General features: G+C 72.2%; 20 protein-coding genes. 8 read left to right on the top strand and 12 right to left on the bottom strand.

The genetic code is table 11. The annotated features are described in order from the left end of the window. Window positions 1-91 precede the first annotated feature (91 nt). On the top strand, window positions 92-1,117 hold the full coding sequence (locus tag B0I31_RS33925) for a histidine phosphatase family protein (protein WP_181320673.1): 1,026 nt from the start codon (window positions 92-94) through the stop codon (window positions 1,115-1,117). Between the two features lie 94 nt (window positions 1,118-1,211). Beyond that, window positions 1,212-2,033 (top strand): peptidoglycan DD-metalloendopeptidase family protein, encoded by an 822-nt coding sequence (locus B0I31_RS33920; protein WP_106619497.1) that lies wholly within the window; start codon window positions 1,212-1,214, stop codon window positions 2,031-2,033. Window positions 2,034-2,041: 8 nt separating this feature from the next. Here the strand turns inward: B0I31_RS33920 and B0I31_RS33915 are convergent, their stop codons facing one another. Then, the gene (locus tag B0I31_RS33915; protein WP_106619496.1) at window positions 2,042-2,419 is read right to left on the bottom strand and encodes a DUF4267 domain-containing protein; all 378 of its coding nucleotides are present in this window, start codon (window positions 2,417-2,419) and stop codon (window positions 2,042-2,044) included. 103 nt (window positions 2,420-2,522) lie between these two features. Here B0I31_RS33915 and B0I31_RS33910 point away from each other — a divergent pair, with 103 nt between their 5' ends. Next, entirely contained in the window at window positions 2,523-3,098 is a 576-nt protein-coding gene (locus B0I31_RS33910; protein WP_106619569.1) for a TetR/AcrR family transcriptional regulator, read from the top strand. Window positions 3,099-3,101: 3 nt separating this feature from the next. Here B0I31_RS33910 and B0I31_RS33905 read toward each other — a convergent pair whose 3' ends face one another. The 11 genes from B0I31_RS33905 to B0I31_RS33860 all read right to left on the bottom strand — a co-directional run bounded on the left by B0I31_RS33905 (window position 3,102) and on the right by B0I31_RS33860 (window position 15,361). Beyond that, complete coding sequence (locus tag B0I31_RS33905) at window positions 3,102-3,341, bottom strand: hypothetical protein (RefSeq protein WP_106619495.1); 240 nt, start codon at window positions 3,339-3,341, stop codon at window positions 3,102-3,104. 175 nt (window positions 3,342-3,516) lie between these two features. Continuing rightward, a complete protein-coding gene (locus tag B0I31_RS33900; protein WP_106619568.1) occupies window positions 3,517-4,302 on the bottom strand; it encodes an NPP1 family protein in 786 nt (261 codons plus the stop codon). Between the two features lie 161 nt (window positions 4,303-4,463). Continuing rightward, window positions 4,464-5,318, bottom strand: a complete 855-nt coding sequence (locus tag B0I31_RS33895; protein ID WP_106619494.1) for a phosphotransferase — start codon at window positions 5,316-5,318, stop codon at window positions 4,464-4,466. A 44-nt stretch (window positions 5,319-5,362) separates the two neighbouring features. Then, window positions 5,363-6,553 carry a hypothetical protein gene (locus B0I31_RS33890; RefSeq protein ID WP_106619493.1) on the bottom strand — a complete coding sequence of 397 codons (1,191 nt, stop codon included), beginning with the start codon at window positions 6,551-6,553 and terminating at the stop codon, window positions 5,363-5,365. Window positions 6,554-6,654: 101 nt separating this feature from the next. Then, on the bottom strand, window positions 6,655-8,106 hold the full coding sequence (locus B0I31_RS33885; protein ID WP_245950630.1) for a sensor histidine kinase: 1,452 nt from the start codon (window positions 8,104-8,106) through the stop codon (window positions 6,655-6,657). A gap of 5 nt (window positions 8,107-8,111) precedes the next feature. Beyond that, window positions 8,112-8,801 carry a response regulator transcription factor gene (locus B0I31_RS33880; RefSeq protein WP_106619492.1) on the bottom strand — a complete coding sequence of 230 codons (690 nt, stop codon included), beginning with the start codon at window positions 8,799-8,801 and terminating at the stop codon, window positions 8,112-8,114. Then, entirely contained in the window at window positions 8,798-8,965 is a 168-nt protein-coding gene (locus B0I31_RS40935; RefSeq protein WP_181320672.1) for a hypothetical protein, read from the bottom strand. The genes B0I31_RS33880 and B0I31_RS40935 overlap by 4 nt, the downstream gene beginning before the upstream one ends. After that, the gene (locus B0I31_RS33875; RefSeq protein ID WP_245950629.1) at window positions 8,965-9,759 is read right to left on the bottom strand and encodes an ABC transporter permease; all 795 of its coding nucleotides are present in this window, start codon (window positions 9,757-9,759) and stop codon (window positions 8,965-8,967) included. Before B0I31_RS33875 ends, B0I31_RS40935 begins: the two co-directional genes overlap by 1 nt. Further along, window positions 9,756-10,664, bottom strand: a complete 909-nt coding sequence (locus tag B0I31_RS33870; RefSeq protein ID WP_425444453.1) for an ABC transporter ATP-binding protein — start codon at window positions 10,662-10,664, stop codon at window positions 9,756-9,758. The genes B0I31_RS33875 and B0I31_RS33870 overlap by 4 nt, the downstream gene beginning before the upstream one ends. A gap of 167 nt (window positions 10,665-10,831) precedes the next feature. Continuing rightward, window positions 10,832-13,879: a glycosyl hydrolase 115 family protein gene (locus B0I31_RS33865; protein ID WP_106619490.1), complete on the bottom strand. Its 3,048-nt coding sequence runs from the start codon at window positions 13,877-13,879 to the stop codon at window positions 10,832-10,834. 210 nt (window positions 13,880-14,089) lie between these two features. Continuing rightward, window positions 14,090-15,361 carry a LacI family DNA-binding transcriptional regulator gene (locus B0I31_RS33860; RefSeq protein WP_106619489.1) on the bottom strand — a complete coding sequence of 424 codons (1,272 nt, stop codon included), beginning with the start codon at window positions 15,359-15,361 and terminating at the stop codon, window positions 14,090-14,092. 42 nt (window positions 15,362-15,403) lie between these two features. On the opposite strand from B0I31_RS33860, the gene B0I31_RS33855 reads away from it, so the two are divergent. The 5 genes from B0I31_RS33855 to fabF all read left to right on the top strand — a co-directional run bounded on the left by B0I31_RS33855 (window position 15,404) and on the right by fabF (window position 23,104). Beyond that, entirely contained in the window at window positions 15,404-15,799 is a 396-nt protein-coding gene (locus B0I31_RS33855; protein WP_106619488.1) for a hypothetical protein, read from the top strand. Between the two features lie 63 nt (window positions 15,800-15,862). Next, complete coding sequence (locus tag B0I31_RS33850; protein ID WP_106619487.1) at window positions 15,863-16,249, top strand: DUF4342 domain-containing protein; 387 nt, start codon at window positions 15,863-15,865, stop codon at window positions 16,247-16,249. A 1,145-nt stretch (window positions 16,250-17,394) separates the two neighbouring features. After that, window positions 17,395-20,085 carry an aldehyde dehydrogenase family protein gene (locus B0I31_RS33845; protein WP_106619486.1) on the top strand — a complete coding sequence of 897 codons (2,691 nt, stop codon included), beginning with the start codon at window positions 17,395-17,397 and terminating at the stop codon, window positions 20,083-20,085. 20 nt (window positions 20,086-20,105) lie between these two features. Continuing rightward, window positions 20,106-21,827, top strand: coding sequence for a thiamine pyrophosphate-binding protein (locus B0I31_RS33840; RefSeq protein WP_181320671.1), 1,722 nt, complete (start codon window positions 20,106-20,108; stop codon window positions 21,825-21,827). A 26-nt stretch (window positions 21,828-21,853) separates the two neighbouring features. Then, window positions 21,854-23,104, top strand: coding sequence for a beta-ketoacyl-ACP synthase II (gene fabF / locus B0I31_RS33835; protein WP_106619484.1), 1,251 nt, complete (start codon window positions 21,854-21,856; stop codon window positions 23,102-23,104). The last annotated feature ends 5 nt before the right edge of the window (window positions 23,105-23,109 follow it).

Here is a 23,109-nt window from a genome sequence, read left to right as displayed (position 1 = left end):
CCGGTCGGTGATCAATTCCGTCGCCCGGTCGGCCGGCCCTGCGTTACGGTCGCTCGGTATTCCCGAGTCGACGTGAAGACAGGTGAGGTGTGTGGCCCGGCCGTTCGCGGTGCTGATCCGAGGCCTCCCGAGCACCGGGAAGACCACGACCGCCGCGTTGCTGAGGGACGCGTTGGAGCCGTCGGTCCGGGTGTCGAACGACGCCGTCAGGTACCTGGCGCACCCCCGCGATTTCACCGCGTTCACCCTCGAAGCGTCCGAACTCGCGTGCATGGACCTCGCGCTGTCCTACTGCGACAGCGGATTCGTGCCGATCGTGGACGGCGTGTTCGAGGACGTCGACTTCCTGGCGAGCCAGGCGCTGCGCTTCGCCCGGCGGGGTCGCCGGCTCGTCACGGTCTCGCTGGTCGCCGACGTGCCCGAACTGCTGCACCGCAACCTGGCCCGCGACCCGCTCCAGCGGATGGACGAGGTCCGGCTGCACCGGCTGCACTCGGCGTTCCGGCCGGTCGGCGTGTCCCTGGGAATCAGCGGGAAGCTGCCCGAGGAAGTCTGCGACGACGTGCTCGACATCATCGGGACCGAACGCGAGGAAGCGCCGCCGGCGGAGGTGGAGGACGGCGAGGTCGACCTGCTCTTCCTCCGCCACGGCACGCCCGATCACGAGGGGTATTCGCCGGAGACGGGGCTTTCCGCGCAGGGGCGGGCGGAGGCGCTGGCGGCACGGGAGGCGGTACGCAGGTTCGCGCCGGAGGTCGTGTGCAGCTCGGATTTCGCTTGTGCGTGGGAAACCGCCCGGATCGCCACGGCGGGACTCGACGTGGAGGTCGAGCGTTCGGCGGCGCTCCGGGATGGTGCGGCGGGTGAGGTCGAGGCGTTCTTCGACGCGCTGCCCGCGCGGCACGGCGGCAAGCGGGTGCTGGTGGTGGGGCACGGAGCACCGCACTCGTGGCTGGTGGCACGGGCGGTCGGCGCGGAACCGGCGGCGGTGCCCCGGCTTCGCTGGGACACCGGGTGTTTCAGCCGGTTCACCCTGTCGGCCGGGTGGACGCGACTGGAGTCGATGAACCTCGCACCCGGATCGGTGGTCCGCGGGCGGCAGCTCGGCGCGGGCTGACCCCTGCGGCCGCGACGGCCCGGGTCGGTTCACCCGAATGGCAGTCGGTCGAACGCACCATGTCCGCGTGCCGTGCCGTCCCTACGTTCGGGTGATGACCAACGGCGGGATCAGCAGGCGGACGTTGTTGCACGGCACGGTGGTGGCCGGTGTCGTCACGGCGGTCGGCGCGGGTGCGGCGCACGCCGCCGTCCCGGGGTTCTACAACCCGTTCAGCGGCTACCGGATCACCGGCACGTGGCAGGACCACCTGGCCAACGGTTCGCTCGGCGGCATCGACTACGGCATGGGCGTCGGCACGCGACTGCCCGCGGCGGGCGGCGGTGTCGTCACCAACATCCCGTACAACGGCACCGGCGGCCACACCGTGACCATCCAGCACGACAACGGGTACCGGACGCAGTACCTGCACCTGTCCCAGTTCCTGGTGGCCAACGGCACGCGCGTCGGGATGGGCGCCGTGGTGGGCCTGTCCGGCGGCGCGGTCGGCGCACCGGGCTCGGGCTCGTCCACCGGCCCGCACCTGCACTGGCACATGATCAACCCGAGCGGCACGCGGATCAACCCGTTGACCTACCTGGGCGGCTCCACCGGCCTGCCGAAGACGTCGACCGAGCAGGACGGCGTCCCCGGGCCGATCATGTGGAAGCGGGCGCAGAACTGGCTGCGCATCGAGCACGGGTACACGGGTCCGATCGACGGCGCGCCGGGCGCGAACACGTACGCGGCGTTGCAGCGGGCCATGCGTGCCTACGGGTACACGGGCCCGATCGACGGCGTGCCCGGCGCGAACACGTGGGCGGCCGTGCAGCGGCTGGCCGCGCGCTGGGGCTACACCGGGCCCATCGACGGCGTGATGGGCCCGAACTCGTGGCGCGGCTTCGCCCGTTTCCTCAACCAGGACAAGTACGACTAGCGGCTCGGTCACCCGACCAGCAGGAGCACGCTGATCACCAGCATCACCGCCGCGGTGCCGCCGTGCACGCCGTACACGGCCGACTTGGGGCCGCCGCTGCGCCGCACGATCAGCGCGTCACCGGTGGGGATCGCCGTGGCGGCCAGCATCAACCAGCCCAGCAGCTGGGTGGTCCCGGCGATCAGCACGATGATGATGAAGAGCCCCGCCGCGATGTCGCGCACGGACTTGACGTTCAGCCAGGCCTGGAAGGAGGGGTCCCCGGTCGGCGTGTCGGGGATGCCGAAGCCGACCGCGGCGTGCGGCGCCCAGAAGGCGCGGGCGCCCATGATGACGACGCCCAGGCCGATCAGTCCGGCGAGCACGGTGGTGACGGTGACGAGCATGGTCCTGTTCCCCCTCGGTGCGCGCCGGATCTAGCGGCGCTAGTTGTTGTAGCGATGATATGTCTATCTCCGGCAGGATGTCTAGCGTTGCTACGATGTGGTCATGTCCGCCATCTCCGAACGCCGCGAACGCGAACGCGCCCAACGTCACCAGCTGATCATCACGGCGGCCCGTGAGCTGGCCGAGGCCGAGGGCTGGGAGGCCGTGACGACGCGCAGGCTGGCCGAGCGCGTCGAGTACAGCCAGCCCGTGCTCTACAGCCACTTCGACGGCAAGGACGCCATCATGCGTGCCGTCGCCCTCGAAGGCTTCGCCGAACTCGCCGACCGCCTGCGCCGTGTCCGGCTGGCGAGCACCGAGCCGTCGCGCGCCCTGCACGCTGTCGGCCGCGCGTACCTCGACTTCGCGGCCGAGCAGCCCGCCCTCTACCAGGCCATGTTCGAGCTGCCGACCGACGTGAAGTTCGCGCACGCCGAGACACCGGCCTCGCTGCGCGCCGGTTTCGACGAGTTCGTGAGCTGCTTCGACCCGGACGACCCGCGCCGCGAGCTGTTGGCCGAGGTCACCTGGAGCGCGCTGCACGGCATCGCCGCCCTGGCGAAGAGCGGCCGCATCCCCCCGGGCGGTCAGGCGGAGCGGCTGGACCTCATCGTCACCCGGATCGCCGGGACGCCGTGAGCGTCAGTCCGCGAACGCGGCGAGGAGGTGCCGCCGCACCGGGGTCGGCGCGGCGGGCAGGACGAGCGAGGTGGTGAGGACCGGGTCGGCGAGCCGCCGGAACACGATGCCGGGCGCCGGCGGCAGGTCCGTCACCCGGTAGACGACCGTCCACGACGGCGGTCCCGACGCGATGTCCGCCAACGTCCGGCGGAGCGTGGTGAACGGCGGTCCGGCCGGCGGCACCCGGCCCGACGCGCGCACGGCCGCCGTGATCAGGTCGTGGAACGGCCGGGCAGGCTTGGCGGACGCTTTTCCCGCCAGGCCTGCCCGGCTTCGGTCTGCCTGGAGTACTCGTCAGGGGCCCATGTCAAATCGAGCCGGACTGTCAAATCGAGCCGGACCCAACAACAGCCCCACCGACCCGACCCGACCTCCGTCAGGCGTTCGGATCGAACGGAATACCGCTCGGCTTAGCCTGCGCCAAGTTGTAGTTGAACGCACCGTCCTTGATCGCCAAACTCGCACTCCCGAAGTCAGCCCTCACCAGAACATCCCGGATCCCAGCCGGGAAGTGGTCCCAGCTGACCAGGTCCGGGTACTGCCACGCTCCATAGTGGTTCTCCGGCTGCTCACTCGCACCAGCGAGCCGGAAGCAGTGCGTGCTCACCCCGTCCTTGTGGTAAACGATCTTCGGGTGCGTGCCCTCCCACGCGACCTGGGAACGCGGGTACGTCGAGTACTTGCCGTGCGCCGACGTGGAGACGTAGTGCGCCTGATCACCGCTGACCCACACGATCACGTGCTCGATGTCGTGCCGGTGCCCGCAGCAGTCCCAGCCGGGCACGGCCTGGTCCTTCTCGAAGTACAGGTCGTAGAGGTAGGCGCACCAGTTGTTGTTGCACTTGGAGCGCGAGTACGAGTTGGTGTTGTCCAGGTCCCACTGGTCGCGGCACTGGCCGTTGAGGGCGCCGGAGTTCTTCAGGCCGGTGGCCAGGACGCCGGTCGGCCCGATCGCGGGGGTCGGGTAGCAGCCGTCGGTGTCGTAGTCGAACGCCGGTTGCCACTTGGCGTCGGCGGCGGCGTGGTCGGCGGGCAGGGCCTGCGGCGGGTCGGCCCAGGCGACGGCGGGCAGGAGCACGGCGATCAGGGTCGCGCCGAACAGCGTGCTCAGCAGTCTCGTTGCGGTGCGCGGGAACGTCTTGCGGGCGGTCACGACGACCATGCCCTCCATCCGGTGTCGAGTGGCACGGCGGCGGATTCGGCCGGTGTCGCGGAGATCATCGGCCGCGGAGGAGAGGTTCCCGGCCGGGGCGTGACGTCGTCAACCCGCCGATGGTCGCCCGGAAACGAACAGGTGGCGAACATCGAGGAGTCGGACGCCTGCTAGCGCATGGTCCCCGGCCGGCCGTCGCCATCGAGCGCGGCCCGAACCCGGCCGAGCCACTCGGTGCCGACCCGGTGCCCGTCCGGGAACCGGTCGTCCCGGTCCCAGCGCCACGTCGTGACCATCGCGAGCACGAGGATCCGGCACGCGCGCAACAGGTCTCGGTCGACGCCCGGGTAGTGGTCGCCGACCTCGTCGGGCGCGTGGGCGAGATCGAACTCGACCGGACCGCGGCAGTACGTCTCGAGGTCGATGAACAGCGGCCCGTGCTCCGTGGTGAGCACGTTGCCGGGGTGCGGTTCGCCGTGCAGCAGCTGTTCGGCCCCACCGTGCCCGGCCACCACCTCGCGCAGCCCGCGCAACGTGCTGCTGAGCAGTTCCCGGTCGGAGTCGGCGAGGGCCGGGGTGAGGTCACGGCCGGCCACGAGCCGCTGGGCCTGCTCGACCCGGTCGGTGAAGTGCGGGGCGGGGAGGTCGAGCGTCCGCATCCCGGCGTGCAGCCGCACCAGGGCATCGGCGTAGTCGGCCGGTGGGATCTCGTCACGTGTCGCGGGTTCGTAGTAGGTCCACAGCGTGACCACGAACGCGTCACGCTCGTACACCCTGGGCTCCACCCGGGGATCGAGGGCGGCGACCGGGCTCCCGGCTTCGGTGAGCCGCCGGGCGAGCTCGATCTCGGTGGCCGCGACCTGCTCGGCCGCGGGTGCCACCCGGGCCAGGACGTCACCGGGCAGGAGCCGCAGGGTGAGCTTGTTCGAGTCCTGGAGGACGACGGCATCCTCCACCGTCAGCCCTGCCGATGCCGCGATCGACTCGGCGGCGGCCACCGCGCGCTGGAACTCCGACGCCCGCATCCTCGCCGGGTCCCCTTCCGAGTGCCGTCCCGTCCCCGGACACCCTAGACCCGGTCGCCGAGGACCGTCGCCGCCACGGTGACCATGACCTCCCAGGCGTTGCGCCACGCGGTCCGCACCTCGCCGGCGACGGTGTGGTCGGCCAGGGCCGCTTCCACGTGGGGCCGCAGGTCGCCCATCGCGTACAGCATGAACATCTCGGCGCAGAACTCGCCGAAGGTCGTCGCCTGGTACCCGCGGCGTTGGGCGGGGGACAGGCGGTGGCCGCGCGGGTCCTGCCACAGGTCGAGGCCGAGCAGGTGCCGCCCGTTGTCCGCGCGCAACGTCAACCAGGCGTGGTAGAAGGTCTTGGCCGGGTCGGACATCCCGTCCCAGTAGGTCTGCAGCACCTTCACCTCGCGGCCGTTCTCCGCGGTGTTCTGCTCCGGCAGCGCCTCGGCCACGCCCAGCGCGTGGGGCATCGACCCGCCGGCCAGCAGGATCCGCTCGAACGTGGCGTGACCCGTCTCGTGGACCAGCAGGCGGACGAACGCGCCCGGCGGGGTGGCGTGCAGCTTGGACAGGTAGATCACGCCGTCGTCGTGGAACAGCCCGCCGCCGCGGGCGTCCGCCGTGCGGGAGTCGAACCGGATCCCGGTCATCCTCGGGACGAGCGCGGCCCAGAACTTCGGGTAGGCGCCGAAGAAGCGCATGACCGCGCCCGCTTGCGGCAACGGCAGGTCGAGGTCCGGTTGGTCCACCAGCTCGCGGAGGCGGACCAGGTGCGGCCGGTCCACGAGCAGGTCCCGGACGATCGAGTCGAGGGGTTCGCCGACCGGGACGACGTGCCCGTCCGCGATGGCGTCGAGGTAGCGCTTCCTGATCGCGCGCACGGGTTCGGCCAGCCCGGCGGCGTCGAGGCCGAGCCCGCCGCGGCGGACGATGTGCTGGACGATCGCGCCGTCGAGGCTGTCCTCGATCACCGCGCGCACGTGGGCCGGGCCGAACCGGTCGAACAGGCTGTCGTCGACGTCGTGCTCGACGATCGGCGGCGGCGCGTCCCCCTGAGGTGCGCTGCCCCGGTCCGTTCCCGCACCGGCGTCGATGGCGTGGCGCAGCGCCTCGATGCGCCTGCCGATCTCCTCCGACGACTCGACCGGCGCGGTGCCGCTGAGTTCGGCGAAGAGGTCGTCCAACGCGGCCGACGTGCCGTCGTCCGCCGGTAAGCCGTGGCCGTCGGGTGCGGTGGGGTGCATCGGGGTCTCCTCATGACGTGCTCGGGCCGTTCAGAGGACGGTAGACCGGGCCGCCGTTCCCGCCTCCGCACCTTGCGTGGATCCCCTGGGCGCGTTTGGCGTCAGGTGTGGTCGAGCAAGGGCAGGGTGAGGCGGAAGCGGGCGCCCCGGCCGAGGGCCGTGTCGAGTTCGACGTCGCCGTCGTGGGCACGGGCCAGGGAACGGGCGATGGCCAGGCCGAGCCCCGCGTTGGCGCTGCCCGTGCGGTTGCGGGAGCGGTCGGCCCGGTAGAAGCGGTCGAAGACGCGGGCGGCCTGGTCGGCGGTCAGGCCCGGGCCTTCGTCCGCCACCTCCAGCACGGCCCGGCCGTTCACGGTGCCCACGCCGATGCGGACGGTCGTGCCCGGTGGGGTGTAGGTGGCGGCGTTGCCGACGAGGTTCGCGACGACCTGGCGCAGTTGGTCCTCGTCGGCGTGGACCGGGGCCGGGCCGGGTGGTCCGCCGCCGGGGCCGGTGAGCTCGACCGGGCGGGACGGGTCCAGCGCGCGCAGGTCGTGCCGGGCGTCGATGGCCAGGGTGCGCAGGTCCATCGGGGCACGATCGAGCCGGCCCTCGGGCGCCTCGTCCAGCCGGGCGAGCAGCAACAGGTCCTCGGTGAGCGCGGTGAGCCGGGTGGCCTCGCCGTCGATGCGGCGCATCGCCTCGTCCACGTCGGCGCGTCCGGGCAGCGCGCCCATGCGGTACAGCTCGGTCGAGCCTTTGATGCCGAACAGCGGTGTGCGCAGCTCGTGGCTGACGTCCGCCAGGAACGTGCGCATCCTGGCCTCGGCCGCCGCCCGGTCGGCGAAGGCCTGTTCGAGCTGGCCGAGCATGGTGTTCAGCGACGTCGCCAGGTGCCCGATCTCCGTGGTGGGCGCGGCCAGGCCGGGTACCCGCCGGGTGAGGTCGCCGTCGGCGATCGCGGCGGCGGTGTGCTCGATCCGGCGCAGTGGCCGCAGGCCGCGGCCCAGCGCGAACCAGCCGACCGCCGTCAGCAGCAGGAGCAGCACGGCGCCGCTGACCAGGCTCGTGGTCCGGAGCCGGGCGATGGTCGCGTCGACCTCGGCGAGCGGTGCGGCGGCGATCACCGTGCCCGCCGACCCGGCGACCGGCCGCGCCACCGCGCGCCACCGCCCCGAGCCGTCCGCGGCACGCAGGTCCACCGCGTCACCGCCGGTCGGGACGGTGCGCAGCTCGTCGGCCGGGGGCAGCGACGCGCCGGCCACCCTGCTGGAGTGCAGGTCGCGCGCCACCGCGCCGTCCTCGTCCAGGTACACCAGGTACGGCGCGCCGACCAGGTCGAGCGCCGGGTCGAGGACCTCGGGGCGGCGCGCGGTGTCGTCGGCGTCGGGCGGCGCGGTGATCGGCACCCGGGAGACGATCTCGCTGAACGAGCGCAGCTGGGCGTTGACCCGGCCGAGCTGGTAGCGCTCCAGCTGGTCCGAGACGACCGCGCCGACCAGGCCCAACCCGGCCAGCAGAAGGCCCGCCGTGAGCAGCAGCAACCTGGACCGCAGCGAGAGCCGGCTCAGCACCCGCCTCACCGCGACGGTTCCCGCACCACGTACCCGACGCCGTGCACGGTGTGGATCAGCTTGGGTTCCCCGACGTCGACCTTGCGCCGCAGGTACGAGATGTAGGTGTCGACGATGCTCGCGTCGCCGCCGAAGTCGTAGCGCCACACCCGGTCGAGGATCTGCGCCTTGGACACCACGCGCCCGGCGTTCTCCATCAGGTAGTGCAGCAGCCGGAACTCGGTGGGGGAGACGCGGACGGCCGTGCCCGCCCGCGTCACCTGGTGCCCTTCCGGGTCGAGCGCGAGCGCGCCCACGGTCAGCACGCCCACGTGGTGGCCCGCGGTGCGGCGCAGGATCGCGCGGATCCGGGCGATCAGCTCCTCCAGGTCGAACGGCTTGGTCACGTAGTCGTCGGCGCCGAGCGACAGCCCGGTGACCTTGTCGGCCTGGCGGTCGCGGGCGGTGAGGAACAGGACGGGCACCGGCCCGCGGTGGCCTTCCGCGCGGTGCTCGCGCAGCCGCCGCACCACCTCGAACCCGTCCACGTCCGGCAGCATCACGTCGAGCAGCACGAGATCCGGCGGCTCCGCGGTGGCCGCTGCGACGGCTTCGGCGCCGGTCGCCGCGGACGTCACCCGGAAACCGGCGAACCTCAGCGTCGCGGACAGCAGTTCACGCACGGTGTCCTCGTCGTCCACCACGAGCAGCGTCATCGCCCGACCCGGTCCTGCCACGCCGGCCACGATACGGACGCGAACCTGAGGACCCCGTCGACGAGCAGGCCACCCGCGAACCCGGCCACGGCGGTGCCCGCCATGGCGACGACGGCCGCCACCGACGCCGCCACACCCCGGCCCACGTCCCGTGTCGCCGCCATCACACGTCCCGGCGGCGGAAGACGACGAACGCGGCGGCCAGCACGGCGACGACCCCGAGGCACATCCCGCCCAGGTTCAGCCAGGGGTGCGGGTAGGCGGGGTCCGGGACGGTGGCGAACACGGCCGCGGCACCCCGGGTCGGCCAGAAGTCGAGCAGGCCCCGGAGCCACGAGGGGAACAGGCCCGCCAGCGCGGGCACCAGGAACACGATTCCCACCAGCGTCGCGAGCGCTCCCGCCGTGGCGCGCATGATCGTGCCGAGCCCGATCGCGAGCAGCGCGATCGCCGCGAGGTAGAGCCCACCACCGGCCACGGCGGACAGCACGCCGGGATCACCCAGTGCCGCGTGCGGCACGTCGCGCGCAGCGAGGAGCGACTGGCCGAGGAGGAAGGCGGCGAACATCAACGCCTGGCCCACCACCAGGGCGACCGCGGTGGCCACCACCACCTTGGCCGCCAGCAGCCGGTGCCGGCGCGGCGTGGCGGCCAGCGAGGTGCGCACCAGGCCGGTCGCGTACTCGGAGGTGACGACCAGGATGCCGAGCACCCCGATGATCAGCTGCGCGACGACGTACGTGGTCAGGCTGAGGTTCGTCGGGTCCCACGCCGCCCGTTCGGCGGCCGACGCGCTCTCGTGCTCCGCGCCCGCGGAACTCGTCGCCAGCGACGTGATGCCGAGCCCGACCGCGAACAGGCAGGCGAGCGTGCACCAGGTGGAACGCAGGCTGCGGAGCTTGACCCACTCCGCGTGCAGGGTGTGGCGGAACGCCACCCGGGAGGCGTGCGGGCTCACGCGGTCACCCCCTGGTACTCGACGCTGTCCTTGGTCAGCTCCATGAAGGCGTCCTCGAGCGAGGGCCGCTGCGGCGTGAGCTCGCTGAGCACGATGCCGTGGTAGGCGGCGAGCTCGCCGATCTCCGCACCGGTCAGGCCGGAGACCACCAGCGACGACTCGGTGCCCTCCCGCACGGTGGCGCCGGACGCGGTCAGCCGGAGCGCGAACCCGGCCGGTTCGGACGTGCGGACGAGCACCGTGCCCTCGCCGCTGCGGCGCAGGAACTCACTCGTGCTCGTGTCGGCGATGAGCCGGCCGCGGCCGATCACCACCAGGTGGTCGGCGGTCTGCGCCATCTCGCTCATGAGGTGGCTGGAGACCAGCACCGCGCGGCCCTCCCGGGCCAGGGAGCGCATGAAGTCGCGGATCCAGCGGATGCCCTCGGGGTCGAGCCCGTTCACCGGCTCGTCGAAGATCAGCACCCGCGGGTCGCCGAGCAGCGCGGCGGCGATGCCGAGCCGCTGCCGCATGCCGAGCGAGAACCCGCCCGCCCGCTTGCCCGCCACGCCCTCCAACCCGGTCCGGGCGAGCACCTCGCCGACCCGGCGCCGCGGCAGGCCGTTGGCCACGGCGAGCGCCAGCAGGTGGTCGTACGCCTTCCGGCCGCCGTGCACGGCGCCGGCGTCGAGCAGCGCGCCCACCTCGGTCAGCGGCACGGGCAGGTCGCGGTAGCGGCGCCCGTCGATGGTGACCGAGCCGCGGGTGGGCGCGGCCAGCCCGAGGATCACCTTCATGGTCGTGGACTTGCCCGCGCCGTTCGGGCCGAGGAACCCGGTCACCTGCCCGGCTTCGACGGTGAACGACAGGTCGTCCACCACGGTGTCGGGACCGTACCGCTTGGTCAGCCCCGTGACGTCGATCATGGTCATGGGACCGAGCGTGCCGAGCCGTCCTGACCGTTCCCGGGGAGTTCCTGGGAGAACCCTGGGAAGCCGGCGCTCCCGGTCGTGCACCGCCCCGCGCACTCACCGGGAACACCCGGAACCGTGCCCGGTCGGCGGGAGGTTCCCGCCGACCGGGTGGGCTCAGCTCAGCCGGCGGCGCGCGGCGTGACCCGGTGGCTCTCCGGCGGGCCCAGATAGCTGTACTCCAACCCGCCGGTGTCGATCACGAGCTTCTGCAGCACCGCGGTGGGGTCCACGGCCCAGAACTTCAGCGTGTGCACGCCGGGCGAGGAGACCGTGAACGTGGTCGACGTGCGGTTGACGGCTTCGAGGGTGTTCATCTCCCAGCCCTTGTTCATGGCTGTGTCGTCGGAGCCGGTCGCCGTCGTGGTGTTCACCGTCTGCGGTGCCTGGTCGTCCAGCGATACCGCGTACTCGACGCCCGCGCCCGGCCGCACGTTGTTGCGCGGCGACAGGTACGCCCACACCGTGACCGGGCCGGTGGTGTGCAGATCGACCTGGTACTCCAGGCGTGCGCCGTTACCTCCCGGGGTCTGGTCGGCGGCCGTGACGGGGCTGGGGCGCATGCCGGAACCGGTGCGGCCGATGTCCGGCAGGTGCGACCACGAGACGCCGTTGCCGGCGACCGCGCGGGTGTGGTGGTCGGCTTCGATGGAGACGTAACCCCCGGCTTCCACGAACCCGGTCTTCGGCGTGGTCGGCTTGTCCACCACCGCCTGCACGGTGACGGTGCGACCGGCGCCGGTCACGGTGATCGGCACCGTGGTCCTCCCTGCGGGCGCCTCGGCCCAGTCGACCTCGAGCGTGACCCGGGCCTGCTTGGTCACGGTGCCACTGGCGCCGTTCAGCCACGGCACGGACGGCGCGACCCGGTAGTCGAACGGGGTGGTGCCCCGGTTGAACACCTCGATGTACTGGGCGGGCGAGGTCTGGTAGGGGCTGAACTCCGGCAGCACGGGCTGCTCGGTGGCGTGGGGCCACCAGTCGAGCGAGCCGTCGATCGCGACGCCCATCTCCGCCGTAGCCGGGACGGTGATGCGGTGCAGGGCGGGGTAGATCCGGTCGGGCGCCGGTGGTTCCTGCCAGCTCGCGTTGTTGCCGTAGCGGGCCTTGTCGCCGTAGCCGATCTTGGTCTGGGTCTGCCAGCCCGTCCACTTCCCGCCGGCGAGGGTGGTGTTGTAGTGGTTCGACATGGCCACGTCGTCGGCCAGGCGTGCCTCGGCCGTGGCGGCGAGGTCGTTGGTGGCGGCCCGTCCCTGGGAGGCGTACCAGCGGTTGAGGAACTGCGCCTTGCGCAACGCGTACAGGTTCGCGGTCGCCTTGGTCGCGTACAGCACGAGCTGGTAGTAGGCGTCCCGGTCGGCCGCGGGCAACGTCCGGCCCACCGCCTCGGCCTTGGCCGCCAACTCCTCCCACTCGGCCGTGACGCGGTCCAGCTCGCCGTAGTTCTCGATGCTGTACGGGGTCATCGCGTCGTCGGTGGTGATCGCACCCGTCGCACCGCGGGTGTAACGCCGGTTGGTCGCCTCGGGCTTGCGGCGGGCCTGGAGCTGCCCGTAGGTGTGCAGCACCTCGGCGATCGCCGGTGCGGCCCGGTCGCCGAAGTTCTGCGCGGCGTACTTCCGGGTCCAGTCCTCGATGCCCTCGGCGGGGATGGCGTCGGGGTTCCAGGCGTAGTCGAGGAAGAACTGGGTGGGTGCCTCCTCGTTCTTCAGGTCGCCGACGTTGACGACCCACAGCCGGTCGATGCCGGACTCGTAGGACAGGTCGAGCTGTTCGCGGGTGTTGGCCAGGTTGATCGTGTCGACCCACTTGTAGTTGCGGCCGCCGCCGACGTAGTCGAAGTGGTAGTACAGGCCGTAGCCACCCGCGCGGGCGGGCAGCGAGGGATCGGGGACCTTGCGCATGTTGCCCCAGTTGTCGTCGGCGAACACCACCGTGACGTCGTCCGGCGGGCGCAGGCCCCGGTCCCAGTAGCGCTGGACCTCCTTGTAGAGCGTGAAGACCTGCGGGATCTCGGCCAACGGCGTGCCGCTCTCGCGGTCGAGGATCTGGCGCTGGCTCGCGATGATGTCCCGCATCAGCTCGACACCGTCGCCGTCAGGCAGGCTGGTGTCGCCTTCACCGCGCATGCCCAGCGTGACGACGCCCTCAACCTTCTCCCGCTCCATCCGCTTGATGCCGTCTGCCCAGTAGTCCCGCACGGCGGTGGCGTTGCGCAGGAAGCTCCACTCGCCCGTGCCGCCGTACCGGGTGGGGTTGCGCTTCCACTCCTCGATGCCGCGCATCATCGGCGCCTCGTGCGAGGTGCCCATCACCACGCCGTAGCGGGTCGCGGTGGCGTGGTTGAGCGGGTCGTCCTCGGCGAACGCCCGACCCCACACCGCGGGCCACAGGTAGTTGGCCTTGAGCCGCAGCATGACCTCGAAGACCTTCTCGTAGTACCGGTGGTTCAACCCGCCCTCCTGGCCCGGTGCCAACCCCGGCCCGAACGTCGCCCGCGCCCACTGGCCGGTGGAGGGGTTCTCGTCGTTGATGAACACACCGCGGTACTTCACCGCCGGGGTGCCCTGGGTGTGGCTGCCCGGCCGAACGTAGAGCGCGCTGTGCTTGCGTGCCGGCACGTCGTCGAAGTAGTGCCACGGCGACACGCCGATCCGCCGCGAGACGTCGTAGACGCCGAAGATCGTGCCCCGCTGGTCGCTGCCCGCGATCACCAGCGCCCGGCGCACACCGGGTACCGGATTCTCGACCACCTGCTGCAGCGAGGTCTCCCACTTGCCGCGGATCCGGTCGACGTCCAGCTTCCCGGCCGCGACCAGCCCGTCGACCAGCGTGCTGCGGCCCACCGTGCCGACCAGCACGACCTCACCGGACGACGGCGTGCCGGTGGAGACGGTCGGGCGCACGCCGGTGACCCGTTCCACGTCGTCGCGGAGGTCGTCCACCACTCGCACCACACCCGGGAAGTCGTCGCCGCTGACGAACAGCGGAGCCGCCTTCCCGTGCGCGGCGAGCGTGAACCCGCCACGGACGGGGCTGAACGAGACGTAGTCCCGGTCGGCGGCGGCCGAGGCGTCCGGTGCGCGGGCCGTCAGCACGATCACCGGCACCAGGGCGGCGAGGACCACCAAGGCCAGGAAGACGGAGAGGACGGGCGATCTCGTGCTCATCAGCGGACCTCGAAGGTGATGAGGGAGCGGGCGGGGGACGGTGGCGGTGAACCGAAGCTAGGAGCGCGGAGCGGGGGAGGGCAACGGTTGCGCAAAGCCCGCAGGCGCGGGCTCGGGGACCGATTCCGCAGGTCGAAAGCTTTCGATCGGGCTTGGAAACGCTTCGCTAGTTCACTCGTTCGGCCCAGCGGTGATTTCGGTATGTGAACCTCACCTCGGCGGCGGCGCAGTGCTGTCCCGGACGATCAGGGTGGTCGGCAGTTCCACGCGCGGCTGGTCGGGCGTGCGGCCCGCGGCCAGCGACAGGACCAGCTCGGCGGCGGCGGCGCCCATCTCCACCATCGGCTGCCGCACGGTCGTCATCGGCGGGCCGCACCAGCGGACGGCCGGTATGTCGTCGAAGCCGACCACGCTGAGGTCCTCCGGGACGCGCAGGCCTGCCTGCCGCGCGGCCTCGTAGACGCCCAGCGCCTGCAGGTCGTTGCCGCACAGCACGGCGGTGGGCGGGTCGGGCAGCCGCAGCAGCTCGCGGGCGTGGTTGAAGCCCTCCTCGAAGGCGAACCACTGCCCGATGCGCACCAGCCGCTCGTCCAGCGGCACGCCGTGCTCGTCCATCGCCGCCCGGATACCGCCCAGCCGGGCCCGCGCGCACATCCGCTCCGGCGGGCCCGAGATCACGGCCACGCGCTGGTGGCCGAGGGAGAGCACGTGCCGCGCGGCGGCGATCCCGCCGCTCCAGTTGGCCGCGCCGACCGAGGGCACCGCGTGCTCCGGCTCGCCCGTGGGGTCCAGCGCGACCAGCGGGATGCCGCTGGTGGCCAGCAGACCCAGCTGCTCGGTGGCGGCGAAGCCCAGGTGCACGGCGACCACGCCGTACGGCTGGCGGGCCAGCAGGTCGCGCGCCCAGGACCGGCCGGTCGACGCCTGGCGCGCGGCGTCGGTGAACCCGACCGCCAGCCGGTGCCCGCCCGCGACCCGCTCCACGCCGTGCATGACCTCGACGGCCAGGTAGCTCTGCATGCCGAAGAACACGACCTCCACGTTGGGCGCCCGCACGACCGCCTCCGGCCGCCGGTAGCCGTGCTCGCGCAGCGCCGCCTCCACCCGCCGCCGGGTCGGCGGCGCCACCCCCGGCCGCCCGTTGAGCACCTTCGACACCGTGGGCGCGGAGACACCGGCCAGCCGCGCGACCGCCGCGACGGTCAACTCGCCGCGCCGCCGCCCGCGCTGCCGCGTGCCCGGGATCTCGGCCGAGCGCTCCTCGGCCCGCGGGTGGCGCAGCGCGTCCACCTCGGCCAGCAGTCGGGTGCGCACCGCCTCGGCCTCCCGGTCCGCCCCGGGCCCGGCCGGCACCGTCTCGGTCAGGTACCGCCGCTTGCCGGAGCCGGGCTCGACACCCGCGTACACCCTGACCCGCAACGACCCGCTCGGCAGTCGTTCGACCTCACCACGCGCCTGCCGCCGTCCACCGGGGGTGCCCATGGAGCCAGCCTAGCGGACTCATAGCTCCACGAGTTCATCGGGATGGCTCCACGTTCGGTCGCCTGCCGGTGCAGTCTCTACGGCATCGCCGCCGGCACGCTGCGCCGCTACACCGTCCCGGTCACCAAACCGGGCGCGGGTGACATCACCGGTGATGGGCTGATCGGCACCGGTTTCGCGCTGAAGACGTTGACCACGACCGGGCCGGACTGGCTGCTCGGCACGGCCAGCGGTCGAGCACGTGGCAGGTCCTCGGGGCGGCTCCTGTCGGCCGGTGGCGGTGTCTACTTCGGGCACAACGCCGAGGGTGGGTTGCTGCGCTACACCGACGCGAACCCGTTCGACGGCAGCGGCGCGGACCTGAGTGGCTCGGACGCCGTGGACGCGCAGGGCTGGAGCGAGGTGGCGCTGTCCGTCCAACCCGGCACGGTCGGCTGACGCCCGCGCGACTGGCTCCGAACCGCCCGGACGCGGCAGGATGGGAGGTTAAGGGGGTAGGACATGACGGAGCAGGGTGATCGTCAGGCGCCGGGGATCGAGGCGTTGACGGAGAAGATCAGGCAGCTCGTGCACGAGGGCAACACGCGCCGGGTGGTCGTGCGCAACGGCGAGGGCGAGCCGGTGCTGGACATCCCGGTGACGGCCGGGGTGGTGGCCGCGGTCGCCGCGCCGGTGGTGACGGCGGTGGCGGCGTTGGCCGCTCTCGCGGGCCCGTGGTCGCTGGGCGTGGAACGCCAGGAGGAAACGCCACCGGCGGAGACCACCGCCGACACCGCACCCGCCGATGCCGACGTTGATGCCACAGCCGCCGACGCCCCACCGGCCGACACCGCGCAACCCGAGGATCCATCGACCGACGCCGACACCGTGCACGGCAAGGGAAGCTGAGCGCGCGGCCCGCACCACCACCACGAAGCCACCGCCCGCATTAGGGCGGTGGCTTCGTGGTTCCGTGCCCGTCACCGAACACGACCGCGCGTCCTGCGGTCCACAAGGGACGCCCGCGTGGCGGGGTTTCCGCCCTTTTCGGGGGTGTTGCTTCGGAGGTGCGCAGGCGATGATCGCGCCGATGGGGCGGTGCGTCTCGATCGGTGCGCGAGGTGGCGCACGGCACTCTGAGGGGAACCTGTCGATCAAGTTAACGTGAAGATCGTCCGGCTGCCCGCGACAGGGTCCTCTATATGACTTCTATATCGCCATGTTACGGCGGTACTCTGGTGTTTCGGATCTCCGAAGATGGCCGTCAGCGCCGTTCCACTCGATTTGACACCCCTTCCAGGGGTCGCTAGTTTGCCGCGCCGGACAATGTGAACAGCGTTCTTGTTCGGTGTTATGAAACATTTTTCCCGGCCTGCTGCGCCGATCGGCTGATTGTGATCGCCCGCCCTCGAGGCCAAGGTGATCGGTGCTGATGAACGGGAAGCACTCGTTGCCTGTTAGAAGTTGACGAGCCCGGTCGTCGATCAGTCACCCCCTTGTCTGCGCAGATCAGGGTGGTGGCGGCACGCCCGCCAGTACTGGGGCGGCGTCCGCAGTACTGTGACGCGCGGTCCGCCGGCCGTGCGCGAACTTCCAACGAGGACGACGGCAGTGAACACGATCTCCTGTCCCAGGGGCCCGTTCACCGCCGTTCCCGGACCATTCGGGAACGCGGTGCGCGGGGCGGGCAAACGTGAGGCGGGCACTACCGGCGGTGACTCGGGTGGCGCGGTCGAAACCGCGCCACCGGGTGTTCCGCCGAGTCGTGGGCAGAGGTCGCGCCCGTGGCACGCACCGCGTCCGACGCGTGCGCCACGTGAGGCGCGGCCCTCCACCTAGCGCTCCCGCGCCATTTCCGGCATCCCGCGCGATCGCGGGTGAAATGTGTCCGAAAGCCTCGGCTCACGAAACCGGACGTGAGCCGCCCACGCCTGTCCGGGCGGTATTGGTCGACGCGACCCACCTGGGGTTTCTCCAGCGTGCCGCCGGACCGGGTCCATTCCGCGTCAACGCCCCGGTGGGTGTGGCGAAGAACGAGGAACGAGGGCAGAGCCATGCTTGTCAACGAACACGGCGGGGAAACACCCCTGGCACACGTCGCCGAACGCTGCCACGCGCTGATCGGCGTGCTGCGTGAACGCGGGGTCGACGACGGCGATCGCGTCGTGCTGTCGGCGCGCAATTCCGACGACTTCGTGGTGGTGCTGTTCGCGCTGATGGAGCTGGGCGTCTCGGTCGGCCTGGTCGATCCCGGGCTGCCGCCGGCGCAGGCCGCCGAGCACGTCGTGGACTCCGGCGCCCGCTGGTTCGTCACCGACGCCGACCAGGCCGATCCCGCGTTCGACCGGGTCGCGGCCGGCCTGCTCGACCTGCACGCCCTGGTGAAGACCGCGCACGACGTGCCCGTGGCCGACGTCCCCGAGCTGACCTTCGCCCAGTGGGCGCAGCGGCGTGACGCGCTCGTGGTGTGGAGTTCGGGCAGCTCCGGCAAGCCCAAGGGCATCGTGCGCTCCGGCGCGTCGGTGCGGCGCAACGTCGAGCGCACCCAGCGGCGCATGGGCTACGTCGGGTCCGACGTGCTGCTGCCGCTGCTGCCGTTCACCCACCAGTACGGCCTGTCCATGCTGATGCTCTGGTGGGACGCCCGCGCCACGCTCGTCATCGCACCCAGCAGGCGCGTGGACCAGGCGTTGGACGTGATCGCCCGGCAGCGCGTGACGGTCGTGGACGCCGTGCCCGCCACCTACGACACGATGCTGCGCGTCATCGCCCGCCGCGACACCCGCGACCTGGGTTCGGTGCGCATGTGGTGCGTCGGCGGCGAACCGTTGCGCGACGAGCTGCGCACCCGCTTCGAGAAGCGCTTCGGCGCCACGCTCCTGGACGGCTACGGCAGCAGCGAGGCGGGCAACATCGCCCTGTCCTCGATCGAGGACCCGACCTACTGCGGCACGCCGTTGGACGGCGTCGTCGTGGAGGTGCGCGACCCGGTGGGCAACCCGGTGCCGCCGGGCGAGGTCGGCGAGGTCGTGGTCCGCACCCCCGACATCATGGTGGGCCTGCTCGAACCGGGCGGACGGGTCCGCGAGGTCGAGCGGCAGGAGTTCCACACCCGCGACATCGGTTTCCTGACGCCCGCCGGGCAGCTGCGCGTGCTCGGCCGCAAGTCCGCCGTGCACCGCTTCGGCCACACGCTCTACCCGGACGCCATCGCGGAGAAGGCCGGTGCGTGCGGCGCGCCGGTGCGCGTGATCCCGGTCGAGGACGAGCAGCGCGGCACCCAGCTCGTGTTCGTGATCACCGACCCGACCGAGCAGCCCGTGGCGCACTGGAAGCGCACGGTGTCGCGGTTCGTCGCCGCGCACGAGCAGCCCAACCGCGTGGTCGTGCTCAAGGAACTGCCCCTCAACGGCAACGGCAAGGTCGACCTCCGGGCGCTGCGCGACATCGCCGCCTCGACCGTGGCGCTCGAAGGCGTCAAGGGCGTTTTCCCCAGGGCGCACGGTGACGCGGACCCGTCGGCCATCCCGTTCCCGGACCGGCTGGCCCGGCTCACCGACCTCGCCCAACTGCTGCGCGAACGCCGCGCCGAGGTGATGTCCCTGCTCACGCAGGTGACGAACTACAAGACCGCGTACGGCGAGATCGACGCGTCGATCGCCGCGCTGGAGGGTGCCGCCGCCGAGATCGCCCGGTACCGGCCGCCCGCGATCGGTCAGATCGGCGTGCTGATGCCGTCGAACATCCCGCTCTACAGCTACGTGCTGTACCTGGCGATCCCCAGCCTCTACAGCGAACGGGTCGTGTTCCGGCCGTCGCGGCGCATCTCCGACCAGCTGCTCAAGCTGCACGAGCTGCTGTCCGGCGTGCACCACCTGCCGATCGTCATGGACGACAGCGGCCAGCGGGAGTTCATGGAGGGCGAGGGCGCGCGCTCGGACGTGCTGGTGTTCACCGGCACGTTCAAGAACGCCGAGAAGATCCGCGCCGGGCTGCGCCGCGACCAGCTGTTCCTCTACTTCGGCCAGGGCGTGAACCCGTTCGTGGTCGGCGCGGACGCCGACATCCCGAAGGCCGTGGACGGCTTGCTGCGGGTGCGGATGCTCAACTCCGGGCAGGACTGCTTCGGCCCGGACGTGGTGTTCGTCCACACATCGATCAGCGCCCAGTTCTGCAACCTGCTGTGCCGCCGCGTGGACAACCTGCGCTACGGCCGCTTCGACGACCCGAACGCCGACTACAGCCACATGTTCTACCTCGACGCGTTCGACGCGTCGCTGGACTACCTGCGCTCCGGCCGCGAGCACCTGGCCGCGGGCGGCGAGGTCAACTTCGTGGACGACCACCTCAGCCCCACCGTGCTGATCCGGCCCGCCGACACCAAGATCACCCCGCCCGAGCTGTTCGCGCCGATCTTCAACGTGGTGCCGTTCACCTCGACCGACTGGCTGCACCCGATGCTGGACCACCAGTACTTCCAGGAACGGGCCATGGCCGCCACGGTCTACGGCGACCTGCCCGACACCGTCGAGCTGCTGCGCCACCGGCACACGGTCAGCATCAACGAGACCGTGATCGACATCGAGGACGGCAACGCGCCGTTCGGCGGCACGGGCATCCGCGCCAACTACGCCGCGCTGGGCCGCACGCGCCGCGCCGAGCCGCTGCTGATCTCGAAGGCCGTCGCGGACCACCTCGGGCCCGACCGCCTGACCGCGTCCGACGCCACCGGCCGCACGGCCTGACGGGCGAGGGGGAGATGGGTGTGATCGACCTGGAACCGCTGTCCGTGCCGCGTTCCCCGGGCCACCACGTCCGGGGTGCCTGGCACGCCGTGGCCCGGCTGCTCGCCGAGGCGGGCGTGGAAGTCGTGTTCGGCCTGCCCGACGACGACCTGGACGCGCTCGGCGCGCTGCACGCCGCCGGTGTCCGGCTGGTCGTGTGCCGCGACCAGCGCAACGCCGTGTTCATGGCCACCGGTTACGCGCTGCGCTCCGGCGCGCTCGGCGTCGCGCTGGTCGGCAAGGGCCCGGCGGTGACCAACACCGCGACCGGCCTGCTGGAGGCGGCGTCGTCCGGTGCCCCCGTGCTGCTGCTGTCCGGCGGCACGGCGGCGGAACGGCGGGGCAGCGGCGCGTTCCAGGAACTGGACCAGCAGGCCGTCCTCGCGCCGCTGGTGAAGTCCTCGACCCGGGTCGAGCACCCCGACCGGCTGGCTCCCGCCGTGCGCCGGGCCGTCCTCGTGGCCACGTCCGGCGCGACCGGTCCGGTGTACGTGGAGGTGCCCGACCACCTGCTGAAGGTGGACGTGCCCGTGCCGCCGCCCGCGCCACCCGTCGAACGCCCGACGACGGTCCCGGTGGCGGGCGACTCGGCGGCGTCGCAGGTGCTGCGCAACGCCCAGCGGCCGATCGTGCTGGTCGGCGGCGGGATGCGGCACCGCAACGCGGACGGCGTCGTGGAGCGGTTCGCCGAACGCGTCGGCGCGGCCCTGTCCTGCACGGCCAGCGGACGCGGTGCGGTGGACGAGTCGTCGGTGCGGTTCATCGGGCTCGCCGGGCTGTACGCGCCGGAGCGGGCCAAGGCGTTGTGGGCCGACACCGACTGCGTGGTGGTGCTCGGCAGCAGGCTGGAGGAGACCGCCACCTACGGCTGGCCCGACGCGCTCGGCACGACCGTGCCCGTGCTGCAGGTCAACGTGGACGCGGCGGGCGTGGCCACCCAGTACACCGGACCGGTCGTGCTCGGCGACGGCGCGGACGTGTGCGCGGTGTGGCTGGAGCAGGCCGTGGACAGCGCGCCGGTGGAGTGGTCCAAGCGCGTGGACGAGGTGCACCACGGGTTGCGCGCCGACCACCGCCGCGAGCTGGCCGCCCTCGCGGCCAAGCCCGAGCTGCACGTCGTGGAGGTGCTGGCCGCGCTCGACGCCGAGCTGCCGGGCGACCGCGTCCTGGTGCAGGAGAACGGGTTGCAGGACATGTGGTCCTACAGCTTCCCCCGGTTCGAGTGCGCGCACGGCGCGGGCTCGGTGGTGCCGTCCGAGCAGACCAGCCTCGGTTTCGGCGCGGCGGCGGCGGTCGGCGTGAAGGCCGCGGCGGGCGACCGGCCGGTGGTGGCGTTCGTCGGCGACGGCGCGTTCGGCCTGTTCGACGCCGACCTGCCCACGGCCGCCGCGCTCGGCGGCGGGCTGGTCTACGTGGTGCTGCGCAACGGCGGCTACGGCTGGTTGCACTCCCAGCTCGGCCCGCACAACAAGGACCTGGCGGGCACGGCGTTCGTGGACCCGGACGCCGTCACGGCCCAGGCGCCGCGGTGGCGCGGCGTGCACCAGGTGACCGTGACCAAGGAGTCGCTGCGCGCGGACGTCGCCGACGCCTGGCAGCGCTCGCGGGACGGCCAGGTGGTCGTCCTCAACGTTCCCACCCGCCTGGAAGACGCGCTGTTCGCCGACCACGAACTCGGCGGCAGCTTCCCGGTCGCCGACTGACCCACGATCGAAGCGAGGAACGGCACATGGCTGAACGACACGGCAGGCGAGTCGTCATCACCGGCTGGGGCGTGGTGTCCCCGGTCGGCCTCACCGCCGACGAGACGTGGGACGCGCTGGTCGCGGGGCGCAGCGGGATCGGCAACGTGACCGTCATCGACGCCTCCGACCTGCCCACCGACCTGGCGGGCGAGGTCAAGGGGTTCGAGCCGAAGAAGTACCTGAACCACAAGCAGGTCCGGCGCATGGACCCGTACGCGCAGTACGCGTTCGCCGCCGCGTCCGAGGCGGTCGGCACGGCGAAGCTGGAGATCACCGAGGACAACGCGCACCGGGTGGGCGCGCTCATCGGCAGCGGCTACGGGCCGATGCAGTCCCTCGGCGAGCACGTGGTGACGCTGGGCGCCAAGGGGCCGCGCGCGGTCAGCCCGTTCGCGCCCGTGACCGGTGCCATCGACAGCGCGGCGGGCGAGATCAGCCTGGCGTTCGGCGTCACCGGGCCGACGCGGGCGTTGAGCAGCGCGTGCGCGTCCGGCACCGACGCGATCGGCGAGGCGGCCCGCTGGGTGCGCTACGGCGTGGTCGACGCGGTGGTCGCGGGCGGCGCGGAGAACATCCTGACCCGGGTGGACATGGCGGGCAGCGGCAACGCCAAGGCGCTGTCCACCCGGACCGACGCGCCGACCGAGGCGTGCCGTCCGTTCGACGAGGACCGCGACGGGTTCGTGATGGCGTCCGGGTCCGGGATCGTGGTGCTGGAGTCCGCGGAGCACGCGTTGGCGCGGGGTGCGACGATCCTCGCCGAGGTCGCCGGCTACGCGGCCACCTCCGACGCGCACCACTGGACCGCGCCGCACCCCGAGGGCCGGGGCGCGCGGGCCGCCATGCGCGGCGCGCTGGAGGACGCCTGCCTCGCGCCCGAGGACGTCGGCTACGTCAACGCCCACGGCACCAGCACCGTGTTCAACGACCAGTCCGAACTGGACTCGATCCGCGCGGTGTTCGGTGCGCACGCCGAGCGGATCCCGGTCAGCTCCACCAAGTCCATGACCGGCCACATGATCGGCGCGGCCGGTGCGGTGGAGGCGATCGTCGGCGCGATGGTGATCAACCGCGGGCTCGTGCCGCCGACCGTCAACTGCCACAAGCCGATCGACCCCGCCGTCAACTTCGTCGCCCACGAGGCGCAGGCGCACGACGTGGACGTGGTCATGAGCAACTCGTTCGGCTTCGGCGGCCACAACGCCGTGGTCGTGCTGCGCCGGTGGCAGGGCTAGGTCTC

Origin of the sequence: Saccharothrix carnea, assembly GCF_003014735.1 — a bacterium.
GTDB classification, from domain to species: domain Bacteria; phylum Actinomycetota; class Actinomycetes; order Mycobacteriales; family Pseudonocardiaceae; genus Actinosynnema; species Actinosynnema carneum.
Note: the sequence above shows the minus strand (reverse complement) of the source record. Positions and strands in the feature narration are given on the sequence as shown.

Coding starts and splice junctions, on each gene's coding strand:
- B0I31_RS33845 (WP_106619486.1), top strand. CDS start 17,395: ATGCTTGTCAACGAACACGGCGGGGAAACACCCCTGGCACACGTCGCC.
- B0I31_RS33920 (WP_106619497.1), top strand. CDS start 1,212: ATGACCAACGGCGGGATCAGCAGGCGGACGTTGTTGCACGGCACGGTG.
- fabF (WP_106619484.1), top strand. CDS start 21,854: ATGGCTGAACGACACGGCAGGCGAGTCGTCATCACCGGCTGGGGCGTG.
- B0I31_RS33855 (WP_106619488.1), top strand. CDS start 15,404: ATGGCTCCACGTTCGGTCGCCTGCCGGTGCAGTCTCTACGGCATCGCC.
- B0I31_RS33910 (WP_106619569.1), top strand. CDS start 2,523: ATGTCCGCCATCTCCGAACGCCGCGAACGCGAACGCGCCCAACGTCAC.
- B0I31_RS33915 (WP_106619496.1), bottom strand. CDS start 2,419: ATGCTCGTCACCGTCACCACCGTGCTCGCCGGACTGATCGGCCTGGGC.
- B0I31_RS33890 (WP_106619493.1), bottom strand. CDS start 6,553: ATGCACCCCACCGCACCCGACGGCCACGGCTTACCGGCGGACGACGGC.
- B0I31_RS33870 (WP_425444453.1), bottom strand. CDS start 10,664: ATGATCGACGTCACGGGGCTGACCAAGCGGTACGGTCCCGACACCGTG.
- B0I31_RS33880 (WP_106619492.1), bottom strand. CDS start 8,801: ATGACGCTGCTCGTGGTGGACGACGAGGACACCGTGCGTGAACTGCTG.
- B0I31_RS33865 (WP_106619490.1), bottom strand. CDS start 13,879: ATGAGCACGAGATCGCCCGTCCTCTCCGTCTTCCTGGCCTTGGTGGTC.
- B0I31_RS40935 (WP_181320672.1), bottom strand. CDS start 8,965: ATGGCGGCGACACGGGACGTGGGCCGGGGTGTGGCGGCGTCGGTGGCG.
- B0I31_RS33850 (WP_106619487.1), top strand. CDS start 15,863: ATGACGGAGCAGGGTGATCGTCAGGCGCCGGGGATCGAGGCGTTGACG.
- B0I31_RS33900 (WP_106619568.1), bottom strand. CDS start 4,302: ATGGTCGTCGTGACCGCCCGCAAGACGTTCCCGCGCACCGCAACGAGA.
- B0I31_RS33895 (WP_106619494.1), bottom strand. CDS start 5,318: ATGCGGGCGTCGGAGTTCCAGCGCGCGGTGGCCGCCGCCGAGTCGATC.
- B0I31_RS33860 (WP_106619489.1), bottom strand. CDS start 15,361: ATGGGCACCCCCGGTGGACGGCGGCAGGCGCGTGGTGAGGTCGAACGA.